Origin of the sequence: Pelosinus fermentans DSM 17108 (assembly GCF_000271485.2) — a bacterium.
Lineage (GTDB): Bacteria > Bacillota > Negativicutes > DSM-13327 > DSM-13327 > Pelosinus > Pelosinus fermentans.
Window position 1 is genome coordinate 4,837,028 of the sequence record NZ_AKVN02000001.1, and the last position, 20,023, is coordinate 4,857,050.

General features: G+C 41.2%; 18 protein-coding genes, 1 pseudogene and 2 riboswitches. All 19 genes and pseudogenes read right to left on the reverse strand.

The features are described from left to right. Positions 1–7 precede the first annotated feature (7 nt). The 19 genes and pseudogenes from FR7_RS22160 to garD all read right to left on the reverse strand — a co-directional run bounded on the left by FR7_RS22160 (position 8) and on the right by garD (position 20,023). Positions 8–418: a P-II family nitrogen regulator gene (locus tag FR7_RS22160; RefSeq protein WP_007933895.1), complete on the reverse strand. Its 411-nt coding sequence runs from the start codon at positions 416–418 to the stop codon at positions 8–10. A gap of 19 nt (positions 419–437) precedes the next feature. Beyond that, a complete protein-coding gene (locus tag FR7_RS22165; protein WP_007933897.1) occupies positions 438–764 on the reverse strand; it encodes a P-II family nitrogen regulator in 327 nt (108 codons plus the stop codon). 39 nt (positions 765–803) lie between these two features. Further along, entirely contained in the window at positions 804–1,625 is an 822-nt protein-coding gene (gene nifH / locus FR7_RS22170) for a nitrogenase iron protein (protein WP_007933899.1), read from the reverse strand. A gap of 493 nt (positions 1,626–2,118) precedes the next feature. Continuing rightward, positions 2,119–3,066: an AEC family transporter gene (locus FR7_RS22175; RefSeq protein ID WP_007933908.1), complete on the reverse strand. Its 948-nt coding sequence runs from the start codon at positions 3,064–3,066 to the stop codon at positions 2,119–2,121. A gap of 185 nt (positions 3,067–3,251) precedes the next feature. After that, the gene (locus tag FR7_RS22180) at positions 3,252–3,698 is read right to left on the reverse strand and encodes a BC1872 family protein (protein ID WP_007950885.1); all 447 of its coding nucleotides are present in this window, start codon (positions 3,696–3,698) and stop codon (positions 3,252–3,254) included. Between the two features lie 13 nt (positions 3,699–3,711). Then, positions 3,712–4,335, reverse strand: a complete 624-nt coding sequence (locus FR7_RS22185) for a ribonuclease H1 domain-containing protein (protein WP_007933912.1) — start codon at positions 4,333–4,335, stop codon at positions 3,712–3,714. Positions 4,336–4,581: 246 nt separating this feature from the next. Then, positions 4,582–5,082, reverse strand: a complete 501-nt coding sequence (locus FR7_RS22190) for a hypothetical protein (protein WP_007933914.1) — start codon at positions 5,080–5,082, stop codon at positions 4,582–4,584. Positions 5,083–5,304: 222 nt separating this feature from the next. Beyond that, on the reverse strand, positions 5,305–6,471 hold the full coding sequence (locus tag FR7_RS22195; RefSeq protein WP_007933920.1) for an ABC transporter substrate-binding protein: 1,167 nt from the start codon (positions 6,469–6,471) through the stop codon (positions 5,305–5,307). A gap of 254 nt (positions 6,472–6,725) precedes the next feature. Continuing rightward, a riboswitch (glycine riboswitch) is annotated at positions 6,726–6,825 on the reverse strand. 8 nt (positions 6,826–6,833) lie between these two features. Beyond that, positions 6,834–6,909, reverse strand: a riboswitch (glycine riboswitch). A 380-nt stretch (positions 6,910–7,289) separates the two neighbouring features. Continuing rightward, a pseudogene (garR, locus tag FR7_RS22200) lies at positions 7,290–8,183 on the reverse strand (2-hydroxy-3-oxopropionate reductase); the annotation flags it as partial. 52 nt (positions 8,184–8,235) lie between these two features. After that, positions 8,236–9,591 (reverse strand): glucarate dehydratase, encoded by a 1,356-nt coding sequence (gudD, locus tag FR7_RS22205; RefSeq protein WP_007950886.1) that lies wholly within the window; start codon positions 9,589–9,591, stop codon positions 8,236–8,238. A 57-nt stretch (positions 9,592–9,648) separates the two neighbouring features. After that, the gene (dapA, locus tag FR7_RS22210; RefSeq protein WP_007933927.1) at positions 9,649–10,563 is read right to left on the reverse strand and encodes a 4-hydroxy-tetrahydrodipicolinate synthase; all 915 of its coding nucleotides are present in this window, start codon (positions 10,561–10,563) and stop codon (positions 9,649–9,651) included. 22 nt (positions 10,564–10,585) lie between these two features. Beyond that, complete coding sequence (locus FR7_RS22215) at positions 10,586–11,992, reverse strand: enolase C-terminal domain-like protein (protein WP_007933929.1); 1,407 nt, start codon at positions 11,990–11,992, stop codon at positions 10,586–10,588. A 17-nt stretch (positions 11,993–12,009) separates the two neighbouring features. Further along, positions 12,010–13,383, reverse strand: a complete 1,374-nt coding sequence (locus FR7_RS22220; protein WP_007933930.1) for an MFS transporter — start codon at positions 13,381–13,383, stop codon at positions 12,010–12,012. 394 nt (positions 13,384–13,777) lie between these two features. Beyond that, positions 13,778–14,545, reverse strand: coding sequence for an IclR family transcriptional regulator (locus FR7_RS22225; RefSeq protein ID WP_007933932.1), 768 nt, complete (start codon positions 14,543–14,545; stop codon positions 13,778–13,780). A gap of 199 nt (positions 14,546–14,744) precedes the next feature. Continuing rightward, a complete protein-coding gene (locus tag FR7_RS22230; RefSeq protein WP_017531447.1) occupies positions 14,745–14,930 on the reverse strand; it encodes a hypothetical protein in 186 nt (61 codons plus the stop codon). A 48-nt stretch (positions 14,931–14,978) separates the two neighbouring features. Then, entirely contained in the window at positions 14,979–16,292 is a 1,314-nt protein-coding gene (locus FR7_RS22235; RefSeq protein ID WP_007933934.1) for a nickel pincer cofactor-dependent isomerase, group 22, read from the reverse strand. A gap of 269 nt (positions 16,293–16,561) precedes the next feature. Continuing rightward, entirely contained in the window at positions 16,562–17,446 is an 885-nt protein-coding gene (garR, locus tag FR7_RS22240) for a 2-hydroxy-3-oxopropionate reductase (RefSeq protein WP_007933936.1), read from the reverse strand. A 72-nt stretch (positions 17,447–17,518) separates the two neighbouring features. After that, a complete protein-coding gene (dapA, locus tag FR7_RS22245; protein WP_007933937.1) occupies positions 17,519–18,433 on the reverse strand; it encodes a 4-hydroxy-tetrahydrodipicolinate synthase in 915 nt (304 codons plus the stop codon). 54 nt (positions 18,434–18,487) lie between these two features. Then, the gene (gene garD, locus FR7_RS22250) at positions 18,488–20,023 is read right to left on the reverse strand and encodes a galactarate dehydratase (RefSeq protein WP_007950888.1); all 1,536 of its coding nucleotides are present in this window, start codon (positions 20,021–20,023) and stop codon (positions 18,488–18,490) included.

A 20,023-nucleotide genomic window follows, 5' to 3' on the forward strand; every position in this document is an offset into this window, starting at 1 on the left:
TACCCCCTTATACTGCACTTTCTCCTGTTTCTCCAGTACGAACCCGAATGGCATCCATTACTGGTAAAACAAAAATCTTACCGTCACCAACGTTATTACAAGTCTTATTCGCCTGAATGATTGCCTCTACAATCTTCGCCACATCCTCATCATGAGCAAGAATGGTAAATAATCTTCGAGGGAACAAACTGGTACCCACTAAAAAATCAGTAATGAGTTTCTCTGCTTCCCCTGTTTGATCCTCTCCAGCCATAAGAAGGAGTTCTTTTTTTCTTTCCAAAATTAATGTTGGGTTGCTTACTATTTTACCGCGGCCTTCTACTTTAAAAGCAGTAAAACCAGCTACGCCAGCTTCCACTAAGGCTTTTTTAGTAGCGCCTGTTTTATTCATACGCACTATGGCGAGAATTTCTTTCATCCTGATCCCTCCCTCCTTCTTATAGACTTGGGATTCCACTAGAGATGGTATACGCTTCTTCAATGGAACTTATGAAAATTTTACCGTCACCATAAGCACCTTGCTCGCTGGTTTTTGCATATTTTAAGATCAACCGAACCATCTCTTCTTTATCTTCATCACGGATCGCCATCATTAGCAACGCTTTAGGAATTTCATCATAGATAATTCCTGATATTTTAATACCTTTTTGCTTGCCGCGACCGACTACATCCACAACTGTTGCTGCATGGAAACCAGCTCTTGATAATTCTGCCAATACTTCATCCTTTTTCTCTGGTCTGATAATGGCTCTAATTAATAACATATTGTTTCCTCCAATATATTTTTTTGTCTTTGAGGCTAACTACATATCCATAAACCCATGTTCCATCATGATTTCTTCCAATCTGTCTTGTGTCATTGGTTTAGGAATAACAAACATCGTATTACTGTCAATGGCTTTCGCTAATGCACGGTACTCGTCAGCCTGTCCAGATTCCGGATCAAAGTCAACAACTGTCTTTTTATTAATTTCGGCACGTTGAACCAGATTATCACGAGGAACGAAATAGATCAATTGAGAGCCAATTTCTTCAGCAAAAGCTTTTAATAACTCATATTCTTTATCAACTTTACGGCTGTTGCAAATAATGCCGCCAAGTCTTACTTTACCGTTTACTGCGTATTTTTGAATACCTTTGGCAATGTTATTCGCTGCATAAAGAGCCATCAATTCACCAGAAGCAACGATATAAATTTCTTCTGCTTTACCTTCGCGAATCGGCATTGCAAAACCACCGCATACAACGTCACCCAGTACATCATAAAATACATAATCAAGATCTGGTGTATAAGCACCTAGGGATTCCAGCATATTAATAGAGGTGATGATACCACGGCCGGCGCAGCCTACACCTGGCTCTGGACCACCTGATTCAACGCACATGGTACCGAGATAACCAGGCTTTAAAATATCATCTAAATCAATATCGTCGCCTTCATCACGTAAGGTATCCAATACTGTTTTTTGACACAATCCATGAAGTAATAAGCGAGTGGAGTCAGCCTTAGGATCACAGCCTACTACCATAATGTGCTTGCCAGCCTCCGCTAAAGCACCCACTGTATTTTGAGTAGTGGTGGATTTACCAATACCACCTTTACCATATATAGCAATCTGTCTCATAATAAAAACCTCCCTAAATTTGTAAATATTCTTTCCATAAATAGAGAACGACTTGAATTTAAACTATTAACCATCTTTCCTAATCTTTATAGTTGAAAAGTGTATTTTTTTCACTTATAATAAAGATTAGGTACATCGAATAAGCCCTGGTGTCTGTTGGGGAATGTAAAGATTACCGCGCTTTATGGATACCGCAAATATCCATAAAGCATTTTTTATTTTGGGCAGCTGCGCATATACTATAGAATCACCTCCTTAAAAAACACAGATGGGCTTATAAACGAAAGTGCGTTTATAAGCCCCATTGCTCATGTACTTATTTTTTTCTGGTAAAAGGCAAAAAGCTCACAAGGGTTTCTAAAAACCACTCGTAAGCTTCATTGCTTCCTGCTATTAACTTGAGCTGAGTATAGCACATATTATTTAGCTGTGCAATACCCTTTTAAAATAGTCGAAATATTAAATTTAAACCTTCCGCGTCCACTATACTAGGTTAAAAATAATACTGAAAAATCAACATATATACTGGAATTACCACAATGGACGCTATCGTGGTTACCGTCGTCATGATCGCAGCATACTCTGCATCTCCCTGGTAGGATTTAGCCACAATAGAAGTCTGAGTCATAACCGGAAGCATGGCTTGAATAATAAATACTTTCTTCATTAAGAGAGGAAGCGGCATTGCATAAGTAATTGCCATGACAATCAATGGTGAAATCACAAACCGTCCCAAAAGGATGGCAATCATATCCTTGCTGACCTTTATATTACTCAGTTTTACACCATATATCGCAATGCCAATGAAAAGCATGGATAAAGGAGTTGTCATGCTCCCAAGATATTTACAAGTATCGAGAATAAATTGAGGCAAACTGATATCACATAAGATAAGGGCCATAGCCAGCAAGAACCCTAAGAGAGGAGGAGAAAACACTTTTTTTATTACCTCAATAGCAGAAACCTTATCTTTACCTGATGCACCATCGTTGCGAATGCCGCTTGCTCCAATAGTCCAAAATAAAGAAGTATTAGCAATATAATATAGCAAAACATAAGGAACACTTTGTTCGCCAAACAACGCCAAATTCACTGGCAGACCAATAAAAATAGTATTTGAAACAAAGAACATGGATCTGAATGTTCCCTGCCGGTTAGACTTTACTCGCAAAAGCTTAGACACTGCATATCCAACTGCATAACAGACCAACATGGAAGAATAAGGTACAATTAACCCAGTCGCCAAATGCAGCAGCCCGTCCTTATTAAAAGTATTCATCAAATTCCATATCATATAAGTAGGCAATGCTACATTGGTAATGATACGGGAAAATAATTGAGAAGCCTCTTCATTAAACCATCCTTTACCTGTAAGAACATATCCTGTAATAATCATTAAAACAATGCTAAAGATACTTTCAATTGTGTGAAAAATAATCATAAACTATAAACTCCTAACCACCCTTGAAATACACCATAAGAAAAGCGCTGCGCGTTCTTTAAAAATTAAACCTTTTTAACCGCGATGACGCAGAGAATACGCATTTCTCTGTGTTCTCTGTGTTCTCTGCGGATCTCTGTGCCCTCTGCGTTTAACGTTCTCTTTACTTTCTAGAATTAAGCGCCTTATGCTAAAGCTGCTAACGCCGCTTTTACTATGGCCTCTGCTTCTGAAGAATGACCAATTGAGGCAGCAATATCTCTACCGTCTTTTACAAAACTGCCGTAATATCGATTCTGCTCCTGCTCGAGTTTCTTTTCAGAAATATATGTATATCCCAAACCCTTCATATGCTCTACTACCTGCTGGGCAGCGTCTATTTCAGTAGAATAGTTCGGAACAGCTTCATCAAAATTCTCTCGCAATTTCAAACTCACCATTTCGCTTTCTTTTACTAACGGGACATATACGCCACCAGATTGTTCCACATCAGCTGTTGTCCCTAACCATTTCACAGCAAGTTCTGCACTAAATTGCAGCAGGTGTTTTAACCAGATAAAACCCATCACCTTTACTGCTACTTCAATATCCAAATCCCTTCCTGGCTTCATGCCAATACCATTATCCTTCATTGTAATTCCTCCATTATATTAATTGTAGCGCAGCCTTTGCTAGTTGGTCCGCCTGTTCATTATATTTGTCACCGGAATGAGCTTTTACCTTTACGAATACAACCTCCAACTGCTTTGCGACCTGATCATAATATTGTTTATATTTCTTAGTTCCTTCCTGCTTGGCCTCCCATGCATTGGTACACCATTTTTCGATTCCTTCGTAATCATGATAAATAACAACGGTGCGCACCCCTTGCTCTAACGCATAAGTCATAGCAATTTTGGCACCCATGGTTTCTCCCGCTACATTGCGCATACCAGCAAGTTCCGGATCATTGTCTTTCTGACTAAACGTAATCTCTGCTCCTTTCCACAATATTACGACCCCAGCAGAATATTCTTTGGTTGCAGTATTGTAACTGCCGTCAACATAGGCAAGCATCATATCATCAGGAGGCTGCTCGATCACCAAGGGCGGCACTGTGACCTTTACTCCTCCTGCTACATATGCTCTTGCCTCTTCCTCTGTTTTAAAACTCTTATATTCAGCTCCCGAATACCCTTTGATTTGTTCCTGGCACTGAGGCCAGGAATAAAATAAACCAACTTTGCGTCCTTTCCTGACAGCATATACTTTTTTTTGTTTATCTGACATATCCTCTCTTTAACCATCCTTACATTTTTATTAACAAAAAATATCACCTTGGCCAGCAATCTTGTCCCAAAACACACTACAGTGCCGCCAGAGCTATAAACTCATTCATTATCTTTCTATTTTATGCCTTTCTATTTAGAAAAAGCAAGCAATAATCACAAAATAGATTGTGCCCAGATACTATATAACAACATTGTTATATAGTATCTGGGCACTCTATTATGAATAACTATCCCAAGCATTCTCTTACTCAGTACGAGTAGAGCACATGGGAGCAGTTAGCTGGGTGAATACATTCAGATTGGGCTGCCCTAAGCTGATTCCATTCGTTAGGCGATTGGAATGAAACGAAATGATGACACTTGTAATCTTTGCCAAGCCGCTAGGTGTTGGAATCCCTCGCAGAGGATTATAATCCAGTGGAGCAACATAATAACTCAGCGTTCCATTACTATTTACAATTAAGCGATTGGGATCAAAACCATCGGAAGTATACACCACTCCTAAAGGAGCCGCAGGCCAGACACCTCGATCCGTAACAAAGAACACCGTATATACGCCAAGGGGGATTAAACCTTGGGCCGCTATTTGAATATGCCCTTCATTTCCTCTGCCACAAATTTCACCTGTAGCGGTGGCCTGCAGCCAAAATGACAAAGCAATCGCAGGCGGTCGATTGGCTGACAATGTTTCAAATATGAGATCACAGCAGCCATCGCAATATTTTGATTTTCTATCCTCTTCCACACTATCCCTCCTTATGAAAATACTATATAAAGTTTAATCGATTAAACTTCTTCCTTTTATATCTTTTATATATGGTATGCCTCCAATAGAGGAAATGTGAAAAAAGCAGAATTATTTTTATACATCCTTAATTGAAAAAAGACCATGCTATCAATGCATGATCTTTTTCCAGTTCTTAGACAATCTTAAATTACGATGGTGAAATTATAATAAATTGATTTACTAAGGTTTAACAGTTGCTTTAAACACTTGTTTGCCATCTTTCATTTCAATAATTACAACACTTTTTACTGCATCATGAGTAGCATTTAATGTTGTGCTCCCTGTTATTGCTGGATAGTCTTTTGTCCCAGCCAAGGCTTCACGAATTTTTTCTGGATCAAGGCTATTGGCGCGTTTAATGGCATCAATAATGATATTTGCCGCATCATAGCCTAGTACAGCCATCGCATCCGGCACTTGGCCATATTGTTTTTTATATGCTTCTACAAAAGCTTGCGAAGTAGCACTGGTATCATCCACCGAATAATGGTTGGTAAAATAGGTATTATTTAGTGCTGCGCTAGTTCCAACCTCCACTAGTTTTGGTGAGTCCCAGCCGTCTCCCCCTAGTATTGGCACCGTAATACCAATTTCTCGGGCTTGCTTCACAATTTTTCCTACTTCTTCATAATAGCCGGGAATATAAATAATTTCAGCATTTATCGCTTTTATTTTGGTTAAGATGGTCTTGAAATCCTGATCTTTCTGCAAATACGCTTCTTCCGCTAAAATACTCCCGCCGCCTTTTATATAGGCCTCTTTGAAGAAGGTAGATAATCCTTTGCTATAATCACTGCTGTTATCTACTAATATGACAGCCTTATTCAAATGCAGCGTGTTCAACGCAAAATTGGCACCCACTGTGCCTTGAAAGGGATCGATAAAACACACGCGGAAAGTATAATTTTTAACTTTACCACTTGCTTCATCCACTGTTACCTTAGGGTTTGTCGCACCTACAGCAACAAAGGGAACTTTAGTCGCCTCTGCCACACTAGAGGTGGCAATTGCGTTAGAGCTCGCAAAAATACCCGTTACTGCTACAACTTTATCCTGAGATGCAAGCTTGGTCATCGCGTTGGCTGACTCAGAAGGTTCACTTTTATTATCAGCAATCACAGCCTGAATTTGCTTTCCAAGAATACCGCCTTTCTCATTGGCCTCTTTAATTGCCATTTTGGCACCATTGGCAGATGAGGTACCCATGGTAGCATTACCGCCAGTCATTTCATTCAAAACACCAATTTTAATATCCTTGGAAGCAGAATCACCACAACCTGTCAACATTCCTGCTAATACTAAAACCACTAGAGATACCACCACAAGTTTAAAACCCGATTTTCTCATATCATCGTCTCCCTTTTTAATCATGTAACTGCACAAAATACACCTTTAATGCACTCTGGATGCTTCCTACGGCAAAGACACGTCAGACTAGGTGAGAGTGATTCTTTTGCTGCTTATTTATCAATGAAAAAATAAGCAGCAAAAAACAAAGAGTCAAATCACTAAGTGATTTGACTCTGGATAAACAAATGAATACGCTAAAAGCGTTTTCAGCATCACAATATAAAGAGATCTAAATCATCCCCGTATATTACGAATTTGTCTCTGTCCTTTTGCCTGAGAGATTTGTCAGCAATATAATTGCTGTGTTTCACCTTCGGCGCCCTGTATAAGAGTCTCTCCAGAGTCCCGTCCATTTACGGTTCTACTCGGTGGTCCGAGTGCCTGAGAGTTTTACTCCTTCGGCGGGCTATTAAGCCACTCTCCCGCAAACTTCATCCGGAAAACATATGTAGTTGTAGCAAGTACATTTGCTGTAAGTATTATTATAAAACAACACATCAAATAATTCAATAGTAAATAAGTAAGTTTTTTCAGCATCTTTGTCTTTTTATTCTATTCTGGCTGAACATATAAAACAAAATCGAACCACACCAGGAGCAGAGAACACAGAAATAGACGGGAGAAATAAAACATTTTTGAAACGCGAAGATGCGAAGAGAAAGAAGAACACGAAGTAAAGATGCCGAACCGCAGAGGCACAGAGGACACAGAGAAAAGATAGATAAGGTTAAAAATCCCCCTCAGCGTCCTCTGCGTCTCTGCGGTTAAATCGTTCTTCCCGTCCTTTGTCAATTGCGAGCGTCAGCGAAGCAATCCTAGCGTTTTACTTCAACTTTAGCCATCTTTTCGTAATATTTTACTAAACTGCTATGATCCCCATCGCCCATGCCATCTACTTTAAGAGCCTGCATCATTTCCATAACCGCTGCAGTCAGAGGCAGCGGAACACCCATATCATGGGATGTTTCCAATACGTTCGCTAAATCTTTAATATGAAGGTTGATACGAAATCCCGGATCAAATTTACGATCCATCATAAGAGGTGCTTTGGCATCTAGAACCGTACTTCCAGCTAAACCGCCGCGGATTGCCTGGTACACTAAATCCGGTTCTACCCCTGCTTTGCTGGCTAATACCAATGCCTCTGAAACTGCTGCAATATTTAGGGCAACAATGACCTGGTTAGCAAGTTTTGTCACGTTTCCTGCACCCACTTCACCGGTCCGTACAACAGAACCAGCCATGGCCTTCATTACAGGATAGCATGTATCAAATACTTCTTGCTTGCCGCCAACCATTACAGACATGGTACCATCGATCGCTTTGGGTTCGCCGCCGCTTACGGGAGCATCTAACATTTCCACGCCTTTTTCAGCAAGTTTTGCTGCTAATTCGCGACTTACCAAAGGAGCAATGGAACTCATATCGATGAAAACAGTACCTTGTTTTGCCCCATCAAGTACACCATTTTCTCCTAAAACTACTTCTTTTACATGTGGTGAGTTCGGCAGCATGGTAATAATAATATCAGCCTGCTGGGCTGCTTCTTTAGCTGTAGCTGCACTCTTGGCTCCTGCGGCTACCACTTCATCAACAGCCTGTTGGTTCCTATCTACAACAATCAGTTCATAGCCAGCCTTAAGTAAGTTTTTACTCATAGGCTTACCCATGATTCCTAGTCCAATAAATCCAATTCTCATTTTCTTGACTCCTCCAGCTTTTTTAAATTACAAGTTACCAGTATTACTTCTTACCTTTTCCTTAGCGAACCAGACAAGGACGTTTATTATCAAACTTCCAGTTTGGAATCAGATACTGCATCGCCATAGCATCATCCCGTGCACCTAAGCAATTCTCCACATAGAGTTTGTGTGCTTTCTCAATCTGCACCATATCTACTTCGACTCCCAGACCTGGCTTATCAGGAACAGCTACCATTCCACCAACTATTTTAAATGGCTCTTTAGTCAAACGTTCCTGACCTTCCTGCCAAATCCAGTGAGTATCTAGAGCTGCGATTTTTCCAGGCGCAGCGGCTCCCACATGGGTAAACATTGCCAGAGAAATGTCAAAGTGATTATTCGAATGGGAGCCCCAGGTTAATCCCCATTCATGACACATCTGGGCAACTCGCACTGAACCTTGCATGGTCCAGAAGTGAGGATCAGCTAAAGGAATATCCACCGAATGTAACTGAATAGTATGCCCCATCTGACGCCAATCAGTAGCGATCATATTGGTAGCAGTCGGCAGCCCTGTCGCCCTCCGAAACTCAGCCATTACTTCACGCCCAGAATACCCATTCTCAGCTCCACAAGGATCTTCAGCATAAGCTAATACGTGATGTTTATTGCTGCATAATCGAATTGCTTCGTCCAAGGACCACGCACCATTCGGATCAATGGTAATACGCGCTTTTGGGAAACGCTCAGCCAACGCCGTAACCGCTTCAATCTCTTGATCGCCGCTTAGCACACCGCCCTTTAGCTTAAAGTCATTAAAACCGTAAAGCTCATGAGTAGCTTCAGCCAGCCGGACAACAGCCTCCGGAGTCAATGCCTCCTCATGGCGCAGTCGGTACCAATCATTCTTTGCATCCTGATTACTCAAATATGGTAGATCGGTTTTGGTGCGGTCGCCAACGTAGAACAGATACCCCAGCATTTCCACTTCCTTGCGCTGCTGACCTTGACCAAGCAATGCGGCAACGGGCACGCCTAGAAATTTACCCACCAAATCCAGTAGTGCAGCTTCCAAGGTCGTGACAACATGAATGGCAATGCGCAAATCGAAAGTTTGCAATCCTCGTCCAGCAGAATCCCGGTCTGCAAAACTCTGTCTCACGGTATTAAGAATATTGTTGTAAACACCAATCGATTTGCCAATGACCAACTCCCGCGCATCTTCTAATGTCTGGCGAATGCGCTCCCCTCCTGGAACCTCTCCAACGCCTGTGTTACCTGCATTGTCTTTTAGTATCACGATATTCCGGGTAAAAAAAGGACTATGGGCACCACTGAGATTTAAGAGCATACTATCGTGGCCTGCAACAGGAATCACTTGCATTTCAGTAATAATGGGCGCAGACGAACTGTTTTCCTTCTTGTTTTGATCCATATAACATCACTCCTTATCATTACGATCTTCGGACTATCCCATCCCTAAATCTATCCGTTATTTTAACAGTCCCATCTCTATTAACACCTTAGAAAGCTGCTCTCTTTCACTATGGGTCATCGCCCCAGCTGGGTCCATGCATGGTCCGGCTTCAATCCCCAATAAGATAAGTGACTCTTTAATCACAGCAGGAAAAGTACCAATCGAAAAGGCAATTCGCAAAGGTGCTAAGGCAAACTGAGCTTTGAGTGATCCTTCTAGATCGCCTGCTATATATTTTTCATAGATGTCCGCGCACAGTCTTGGTGCCACATTGGCGCAAGATGCAATGGAACCAGTAGCACCATATAAAAGTGCTCCATAGATCAGAGTATCCCTTCCCATGAGAACAGAGAAATCCTCTCTGCCTTGGGTCAAACGGATATATTCAGCGGTCAAAGTCAAATCACCGCTGGAATCCTTGATGCTCACGATATTTGGTATTTCGGCCAGCTTTGCTACTGTGGCAGGCGCAAGATTCACACCTGTTTTAGGTGGATTGTTATAGAGTATGACAGGAAGAGATGTGCTTGCCGCAATATCTTTATAGTGTTTATAGAGCTGCTCTTGGTTAGGAGTAACAAACATCGGTGTTAAAACTGATACGGCATCCACTTTACATTCTTCCGCTAATTGAGTCAGCATGATACTCTCCCGAGTGGTGATTCCGTTAGTTCCCGCATAGACGGGAACTCTGCCTTGTACTTCATCCATGGTAACCTGAATGATTTCCCTCTTTTCTTCAGGAGTTAGACCATAAAATTCCCCGGTTGTCCCGGTTATAAATAATCCATGAACGCCACCATTAATTAGATAATTGACCAGCTTCCGCATGGCTTTTTCGTTAAATTTTTCTTCTGCAGTAAGAGGGGTTATCACCGCTGGAATGATTCCACTTGGCGCAAATCCTGCTTTATTTTTAATTGGCTTCATTATTTCCCCACCCTTAATTTATTTAGCGTACCATACTAGGACGTTTAGGATCATACTTCCAGCCAGGGATTAGATATTGCATCGCCATGGCATCATCACGGGCACCTTGACCAATTTTATTGTACAGTTGATTTGCTTTTTCGATTTGCCCCATATCCACTTCTACGCCAAGACCTGGTTTTTTCGGTACTTGAATCAATCCATTTGCAATTTGAAACGGTTCTTTCGTTAGATGTTCCTGACCTTCCTGCCAGATCCAATGCGTATCAATAGCGGTAATATTACCAGGAGCAGCAGCTGCTACATGGGTAAACATAGCCAAGGAAATATCAAAATGATTATTAGAGTGAGATCCCCATGTCAATCCCCATTCATTGCACAGCTGTGCAACACGTACTGATCCCTGCATCGTCCAGAAATGAGGGTCGGCCAGGACGATATCCACAGCATGAAGATTCGCTGAGTGTCCCAATTGCCGCCAATCAGTGGCAATCATATTAGTCGCTGTGGGCATACCGGTAGCACGTCTGAATTCAGCCATAATTTCCCGACCAGAATAGCCATTCTCAGGGCCGCAAGGATCCTCTGCATATGTCATTATATTGTGTTTATTCCTGCATAAACGGATGGATTCATCTAATGACCAGGCACCATTGGGATCAAGAGTGATGCGTGCCTCAGGAAAACGTTTGGCAAGGGCAGCCACAGCTTCCATTTCCTCGTCACCGCTCATCACGCCGCCTTTTAGTTTAAAATCTTTAACTCCATAGCGCTCAGTTGTCGCTTCGGCGAGTCTGACAATGGCCTCAGGCGTTAACGCTGCTTCATGACGCAAGCGCAGCCAATCATCTTTCTCATTAAGATTACTAAGGTAAGGTAAATCCGTTTTTGTACGGTCACCAACGTAAAACAAGTAAGCCAGGGTTCTCACAGCATCCCGCTGCTGCCCGCTCCCCAGCAGTGATGCTGCTGGCACATTTAGAAACTGCCCCAGCAAATCAAGCAATGGAGCTTCGATTCCCGTAAGAACATTATCGGCACGTAAATTGATTTCATGGGGTTGCTTTAGCACAGCCTCTTCAGCAGCAGAGGTTACCTTATGTACTGTAGATTGCGGTCCTGCTGTATTTTTTCCTAATAGCTGCTGACGTATATTGTTGAGAATATTGTTATATAAGCCTATTGACTGTCCTACTACAAGCTGCTCTGCTTTTTCTAAGGTTCTAAGAATACTTTCTCCCCCTGGAACCTCACCTACACCCGTATGTCCCAGGTTGTCTTTTAGTATTACGATGGTTCGGGTAAAAAAGGAACCGTGTGCACCGCAAAGATTCAGCAGCATACTGTCATAACCGGCCACGGGTATGACTTTCATTTCTGTAATAATTGGTGTACCTGAATAAGTACCGCCGTTTACTGTATTATTCATATGTATTAAGCCTCCTTTTATTTAAGTTCAACCCGTTTAATTTCTCCAACAACAAACAGATAGCTGACAATGGCTATAAATGCATGGAGTACAACATAGATAAGGGCACCATTAAAAGATCCTGTTGATTGAATAATATAGCCAATTGCAATTGGGGTGGTGATACTAGAAAGATTACCGCAGGTGTTTAACAGCCCGCCACTCAAACCAGCAATTTGTTTTGGCGCTGTATCGGAGTTAACCGCCCATCCAAGCGCCCCAAGTCCTTTACCAAAAAAGGCTAAACCCATGATCGCAATAATCATCCAATGGACATCCACATAGTTGCAGGCAAGCATACTCATGGATAATAGCATTCCCAGTACAATCGGCACTTTTCTGGCAACAGTAAGGGAATACCCCTTCTTCAACAAGAAGTCAGATAAAAGTCCACCTAAAATACCACCAAGAAAACCAAATATCGCTGGTACAGATGCAGCAAAACCGGCTTTGAGGATCGTCATGCCCCGGGCCTGTACCAGGTAAACCGGGAACCAAGTAATAAAGAAGTAGGTAATGGCGTTAATGCAATATTGGGCAACGTAGATGCCTACCATCATACGATTCTTTAGCAGTTCTTTTATATATTGAAGCTTAGGTCCTTCACCTTGACTGCTATCCTTTTTAGCTTGACCTGTTTCACACTGGATATCAGCTCCTTGCTGCGTACAAATATCTTTTTTTGATTGATCGATATCTACCAAGCCGCCACCTTGTGCAATATAATCAATCTCAGCTTTATTAATCATCGGATGATCCTTAGGATTATGAATCAGCTTGTTCCATACCAATGTGAAGAGGATGCCGATTACGCCCATAACCGTAAAAACATAATGCCAGCCAAAATTATGAATAAGCCATCCCATCAGCGGCGCGAAAAATACAGTAGCAGCATACTGGGCCGAATTAAAAATAGCTGATGCAGTACCACGCTCAGACGCTGGAAACCAGGCCGCAACAATCCGGCTGTTTGCTGGAAAAGAGGGTGCCTCAGCAACTCCAACCATGAACCGCAAAGCAAAAAGCGTCATAATTGCAGTGGCTCCAGCAAGAAAACCAACGAATCCTTGAAATAATGTAAATAAAGACCAGAAGAAAATACTATAGGCATATACCTTTTTTGAGCCAAATCGATCTAAAAAATACCCTCCAGGCAATTGAAAAATAACATATGCCCAACCAAAGGCAGAAAAGATATAACCCATTGCTATAGAATCCATTTTTAATTCTTTTGCTATGGCTGGACCAGCAAGTGAAATAGTGGCACGATCTGCATAATTGATTACGGTAATAAAAAACAAGACGGCTACAACTAACCAGCGAACATTGGTCTTTTTAGTAGAATTGTTCATAATATCCTCCTCTAATATGGTTTATTCATTTAAAAACTAAGTTTCACTCTGCTATTTGTTATTGCGATAATCATCCCCCCCATTGTTACTATTCTTTTTATCGATTGATAATAGCCGCCTTATTTATATTTCATTTTTATGTATTTAATTTCATATATTGAAATATAATTTCTTTTTTAATGATATTCTATTCAATATGTAAATATTCCTTCTATTTTTTAAAATAATTAAATTTTTCTAAATATAAGTAATATTATCGACAAATTGAATTCCATACACTGTGCAAGACAAAATAATACAAAGCACTTGTTGAAAGTTCAACAAGTGCTTTGTATTATTTTGTCATATTCAATATGTAGTAATATCTAAACTAAAGATATAGTATTCTCCCTCTTTACCAGCCGCCCCTTGATCCCATCCTAGCAGAGAGCCGATTCGAATATTCAATCAAAATGGGTACATACTCCATTAGTTTCTCTAACGGCTGCACACTTGTCGGCCCTGAAATACTAATACCTGCAATGACTTGCCCCGCAGCATCATACAAGGGAGCCGCAATACAGTTAATTCCATTGTTCCACTCCTCTAAATCTACTGCATATCCCTGCAAACGTACTTTCTCAATTTCTTTGACAAAAATCTCCTCATCAGTGATGGTATGCAACGTATATCGATTCACTTCCCGTTTAAAAACCTCTCTGATAATTTCAGGAGATTTACAAACTAGAACTTTCCCTAAAGCAGTACAATAAATGGGCCGCCGCATTCCAATATGAAAATAACCGTACATACAGTAAGGAGTTTCCGCTCTGGCAACATAGATTACTTCATTCCCATCAAGTACTGCAAGGTTCACATTTAGCTTTAGATTATTTGATAACTCCTCAAGATAAGGAAGACAAATACGTCTTATTTCCATAGAATTAAGAACGATGCCCTCATACTTTAGAAATCCCCTACCTAATAAGTAATTTCCTTCATGCTGTTCTATGAAATTAAACTCTTTTAGTGTATTTAGCAAACGATAGGCAGTCGGCTGATTGATTCCCGTTATATCGCTAATATCTTTTAAACGCAATCTAGGTTTTTCATAAGAAAAGCAGTTTAATATGGTGATCGCCTTCGTAATACTATTATTTAATAATCCTTTGTTGACAGTCATTGTACCTCACTCCATATTTCGTATATTAAGAAATTCATTCAATACTTGACTATAATTCATTATTATATGAAATAATCCTGCTTTTCATGAAGCCACTAACTAATCCATTTTTTATTGGGTAAAAAAGGCAGATGAAACCCGTCCCTCTTTATGAAAAGGAACGGGTAAAGAGTCTTAAGGTCTTATTGAAACAAGGTCTCTAGGATTGAATAGCCAAGCGATCCACTCGTGCCATAGCATCTATGACCATTTGTGCAGAAACCGGGAAAGCCATACAAGCCATCGCGGTAGCTTTAGCCGAAGCTTCGGCAGCCTTTTCCAGATCTTCCTTGGATAAATTTGCAATTTGTTTTAACGTTGTTGGTATCTCACAGCGCTTAGCCAATTCAATTTCTGTAAGAATTTCTAAATCCGATCGCCTCCTTTATTTTTATTAGTCCAGAAAGATAGAAGTCATCAGATTTCCGTCCTCGTCAAATTCTATATATTTTGGCTCATCCTCAGCTTCTAGACCTGCGTATTTCCCATGAATAACATCCTCATAATAAGCTTCAGATAGCATAATATGACCAATATGAAGACTATTTTCTATACGAATAATCCTTGCCCTTTCCTTGTCTACATTATTTAAAGTCCGTATACATAATTGAATGGCTTCTTTATCCGTTGCTACAACGATCGGAATCCCTGCTGACTTTAATACAGTACTTGTTAAGCAATTAGGATACATTTTTTCAGGATCTAACTTATCAAATAATCGCTTTGTAATTGCACTCGATAAACCAGTGCCTAATCCATTTCCATGAGAACAGTCTGTGATATCTAACATACAAGTTCTTTGAACCTGTAAGCCGCCTGTTGCATAATCCGTAGAAAATGTTCCTGTAATATTCGGATCTACCCCAGTGCCACTATAATTTTTGCCAATCTCGTCTACAATGAGCACATCTGCCTCTCCCACAATAAGCTGCGGCATATTCGTATGGGCCCATTTTAATAATTCTGGCTCTCTAGCCATAATATCATCTTTGTGAATGGCTTCTATTTTACAGGTTTCATCATATGCATTTTCCATGCAAGAAATCGCTAACAAAATAGGGGCTTTGTCAAGAATGACTTTCGCGTTGGCAGGTAAATTCTCTGCAATTTTTCCCATACCATCACTATGAACACTCTCCGCACCTTCTTGCTTCCCTAAGCCAACTACCATCATTTTACAAGGGCCGCTTTCGTATTTACCTCGAAACGCATTATGAAGTTTTAATCGGCAAGAAACAATAATCCCGTCTGATTCATAAGCTATTTTATCTAAATACACAGGCTTTCCTAATTCAGAATATCCCAGTATAACTGTGTCCATGCAGGATTTTATGGGACATCCCATTGTTTCTTCTGTAATATTATATCCTGCTAAAATTTCAATCTGTCCCTCTGCTGTTGCTCCACCGTGACTTCCCATAGCTGGAACAATGAAAGGATTTGCATTTTTTGATTTTACAAAATCTACAATTCCCTTCGTAATTACATCTACATTTGCAATACCCCTGCTGCCTGCAGTAATTGCTATATTCATTCCCGGTTTGATTAAACTTTTAATTTTTTCTTTCGATAATTCTGCAAAAATAATACCCGGTATTTCTTCTGGCATGATAATTGGCCTTGGGAATATTTGTTTTGCACGAAACATTTTAGGAATCGCTACATCCGCTAATAGTTTTGATACAACTCCACCTTTTTTAATTTCCATAGTTTATTCTCCTATTTACTATCTATCTATGCTGAAATAAGAAAACCTTATACGTTCTAAAAACAAAACATTTTGAACCGCGAAGTAACAAAAGCTATGAAGAACGCGAAGTAGCCATAATATCTCCTTCGTGTCCTTTGTATTCCTTCGTGATCTTCGCGGTTCGTTGTTTTTTTATTTTTTGTAGTATTTCCTTTACGACTCATAAATTCCGCTACTATTCAAAAGGGCAGCCTAAATCCTATATTGAGGCTGCCACATTTCATTGGTTAGCGTTTCACTTCAATTTTAGCCATCTTTTCGTAGTATCGTACTAAACTGCCATGATCTCCATCCCCCATGCCATCTACTTTAAGAGCCTGCATCATTTCCATAACCGCTGCAGTCAGAGGCAGCGGAACACCCATATCATGGGATGTTTCCAATACATTTGCTAAATCTTTAATATGAAGGTTGATACGAAATCCCGGATCAAATTTACGGTCCATCATAAGAGGTGCCTTAGCATCTAGAACCGTACTTCCAGCTAAACCGCCGCGGATTGCCTGGTATACTAAATCCGGTTCTACCCCTGCTTTGCTGGCTAATACCAATGCCTCTGAAACTGCTGCAATATTTAGGGCAACAATGACCTGGTTAGCAAGTTTTGTCACGTTTCCTGCACCCACTTCACCGGTCCGTACAACAGATCCAGCCATGGCCTTCATTACAGGATAGCATGCGTCAAATACTTCTTGCTTGCCGCCAACCATCACAGACATGGTACCCTCAATCGCTTTAGGTTCGCCGCCGCTTACGGGAGCATCTAACATTTCTACTCCCTTCTCAGCAAGTTTTGCTGCCAATTCACGACTTACCAAAGGAGCAATGGAGCTCATATCAATGAAGGTAGCCCCCTTCTTAGCTCCCTCAAGTATACCATTTTCACCTAAAACAACTTCTTTTACATGAGGTGAGTTTGGCAGCATGGTGATGATAATATCTGCCTGCTCTGCTGCTGCTTTTGCAGTGGCAGAGCTCTTGGCTCCTGCTGCTACGACTTCATCCACCGCAGCTTGATTTCGATCCACAACAATCAGTTCATAACCAGCTTTCAGTAAATTTTTGCTCATAGGTTTTCCCATAATTCCAAGTCCAATAAATCCAATCTTCATTTTCTTTTGCTCCTTTATTTTTAAATTAACGTAATCTGCTCTTAGACTCATCTGTCCTTAAAAGATTATGAATTACTTCAACAATCCCATCTCAATTAATACCTTACTAAGCTGTGCTCGTTCTTCATGTGTCATAGGACCTGCGGGGTCCATGCACGGCCCTGCCTCAATACCTAATAAAATAAGCGATTCTTTAATCACCGCCGGGAAGGTACCAATGGAAAAGGCAATCCGAAGAGGTGCCAGAGCAAACTGCGCTTTTAAAGCTCCCGCTAAATCACCAGCCATATATTTTTCATAAATGTCAGCGCACAGTCTTGGTGCCACATTGGCACAAGATGCTATGGAACCGGTAGCACCATATAAAAGTGCCCCATAGATCAACGTATCCCGTCCCATAAGTACAGAGAAATCCTCTCTGTCTTGGGTCAAACGGATATATTCTGCTGTCAAGGTCAAATCACCACTGGAATCCTTGATGCTCACGATATTTGGTATTTCAGCCAGCTTTGCTACCGTTGCAGGTGCAAGATTCACACCTGTTTTAGGTGGATTGTTGTAGAGTATCACAGGAAGAGATGTACTTGCCGCAATGTCTTTATAGTGTTTATAGAGCTGCTCCTGGTTAGGAGTAACAAACATCGGTGTTAAAACCGACACGGCATCGACTTTGCATTCTTCCGCTAATTGAGTCAGCATGATACTCTCCCGAGTGGTGATCCCATTCGTTCCTGCATAAACGGGAACTCTGCCTTTTACTTCATCCATGGTAACCTGAATGACTTCCCGTTTTTCTTCAGGAGTTAGACCGTAAAATTCTCCGGTTGTCCCAGTTATAAAGAGTCCATGGACACCACCACCAATCAGATAATTAACCAACTTGCGCATAGCTTTTTCATTAAATTTTTCTTCTGCCGTAAGAGGTGTTATCACTGCCGGGATGATTCCTCTCGGCGTAAATCCTGCTTTATTTTCAGTTACTTTCATTGTTTTCCCACCTTTGTTGTATTAAATATTCGCCATTTAATAACCTAATTAGAATCAGGTGACCGGTGCAGGATTAAACAGACATAATGCATTGTGTAATCCCCAGTGCTCAGCCCACGTTTCTTTACGGCCACTGGCAACTTCGATAATCATGCGAAATATTTCCCAGCCAACTTCTTCAATAGTTGCTTCACCCGTTGCAATTTGTCCCGCATTCACATCAATGAGATCATGCCACTGCTGCGCCAGCGCATTTCGAGTCCCCACTTTAATGACCGGTGCCATGGCCAATCCATAAGGTGTCCCCCGTCCGGTGGTGAATACTTGTACGTGAATTCCAGAAGCCAACTGCAGAGTACCACATACAAAATCACTTGCTGGTGTTGCCGCGTAAATCAGCCCTTTTTCCTTTGCTTTCTCCCCCGGAGACAGTACCCCTACAATGGCACTGCTGCCTGATTTAGCAATCGAACCGAGAGCTTTTTCCACAATGTTAGCCAGGCCGCCTCTTTTATTACCCGGCGTTGTGTTAGCACTTCGATCTACTTCGCCAAGATCCAAGTAATGATCATACCATTTCATTTCCTGAATGAGTTTACGACCGACCTCTTCATTCACGGCGCGGGGTGTTAATAAGTGAATCCCATCTCTCACTTCTGTAACTTCCGAGAATAGAACCGTCGCTCCAGCACGCACCAGCAAATCTGCGGCATATCCCACCGCTGGATTCGCCGTCACACCAGAGAAAGCATCACTTCCGCCACACTGCATCCCAACTACCAGATCGGAAATGGGACAGGTAACTCGCTTTCGGGAATTTAATCTTTTTAATTGTTCTTCTGCCTCTTTCGTAATCTTCTCAACCATTTGATGAAATCCACGCTGTTCCTGCAATACAACAATTGTAGCAGCATCACCATCTGGTATCAGCTTTTCAGGAGCAAGTTTCTCACAACCTAAGCCAACTACCATTATTTCTCCACCAAAGTTGGGATGGGTTGCAAGATTCTGCAGAGTGTGAATGGGAACAATCGCTTCCGGAGCATCAATCGCCACACCACAGCCGTAATTATGATTCAATGCTACTACATCCTCTACATTAGGATATTGAGGAAGAATTTCTTCTTTAATCCGTTTTACCGCATAATCTAAGACACCTGCAACGCATTGAACGCTTGTACTAATACCAAGAATGTTTTTTGTTGCAGCAGTGCCGTTTGCATTACGGAATCCTTCAAAGGTGTACCCTTCAAGAGGCGGCAATGGTTGTGGCACTTTATTGCCAATTGATAATTCATCTAAATCCGGTGGTGTTGGCATGCGCACTAAGGATTCATCAATCCAACTGCCTTTGATTATTGAATGAACTGCGTACCCAATAACTTCACCATAGCGAAGAATTTCCCCATCTTGCTCTATATCAGCCAAAGCTACTTTATGCCCTTGGGGAATATGTTCCTTGAGTTCGAGACCACAGGCAAATACTGTCCCTTCAGGCAATCCCCCGGAATTGACCACAATCGCAACATTATCAATTGGATTTATTTTTATATAAAGAGGTACTTCTTTTCGATCTTCAGTCAAAGACAT

What these genes read in the sequence shown, in the direction of transcription:
- FR7_RS22160 (WP_007933895.1), bottom strand. Translation starts at nt 418, where the DNA reads ATGAAAGAAATTCTCGCCATAGTGCGTATGAATAAAACAGGCGCTACT.
- FR7_RS22165 (WP_007933897.1), bottom strand. Translation starts at nt 764, where the DNA reads ATGTTATTAATTAGAGCCATTATCAGACCAGAGAAAAAGGATGAAGTA.
- nifH (WP_007933899.1), bottom strand. Translation starts at nt 1,625, where the DNA reads ATGAGACAGATTGCTATATATGGTAAAGGTGGTATTGGTAAATCCACC.
- FR7_RS22175 (WP_007933908.1), bottom strand. Translation starts at nt 3,066, where the DNA reads ATGATTATTTTTCACACAATTGAAAGTATCTTTAGCATTGTTTTAATG.
- FR7_RS22180 (WP_007950885.1), bottom strand. Translation starts at nt 3,698, where the DNA reads ATGAAGGATAATGGTATTGGCATGAAGCCAGGAAGGGATTTGGATATT.
- FR7_RS22185 (WP_007933912.1), bottom strand. Translation starts at nt 4,335, where the DNA reads ATGTCAGATAAACAAAAAAAAGTATATGCTGTCAGGAAAGGACGCAAA.
- FR7_RS22195 (WP_007933920.1), bottom strand. Translation starts at nt 6,471, where the DNA reads ATGAGAAAATCGGGTTTTAAACTTGTGGTGGTATCTCTAGTGGTTTTA.
- gudD (WP_007950886.1), bottom strand. Translation starts at nt 9,591, where the DNA reads ATGGATCAAAACAAGAAGGAAAACAGTTCGTCTGCGCCCATTATTACT.
- dapA (WP_007933927.1), bottom strand. Translation starts at nt 10,563, where the DNA reads ATGAAGCCAATTAAAAATAAAGCAGGATTTGCGCCAAGTGGAATCATT.
- FR7_RS22215 (WP_007933929.1), bottom strand. Translation starts at nt 11,992, where the DNA reads ATGAATAATACAGTAAACGGCGGTACTTATTCAGGTACACCAATTATT.
- FR7_RS22220 (WP_007933930.1), bottom strand. Translation starts at nt 13,383, where the DNA reads ATGAACAATTCTACTAAAAAGACCAATGTTCGCTGGTTAGTTGTAGCC.
- FR7_RS22225 (WP_007933932.1), bottom strand. Translation starts at nt 14,545, where the DNA reads ATGACTGTCAACAAAGGATTATTAAATAATAGTATTACGAAGGCGATC.
- FR7_RS22235 (WP_007933934.1), bottom strand. Translation starts at nt 16,292, where the DNA reads ATGGAAATTAAAAAAGGTGGAGTTGTATCAAAACTATTAGCGGATGTA.
- garR (WP_007933936.1), bottom strand. Translation starts at nt 17,446, where the DNA reads ATGAAGATTGGATTTATTGGACTTGGAATTATGGGAAAACCTATGAGC.
- dapA (WP_007933937.1), bottom strand. Translation starts at nt 18,433, where the DNA reads ATGAAAGTAACTGAAAATAAAGCAGGATTTACGCCGAGAGGAATCATC.
- garD (WP_007950888.1), bottom strand. Translation starts at nt 20,023, where the DNA reads ATGTCTTTGACTGAAGATCGAAAAGAAGTACCTCTTTATATAAAAATA.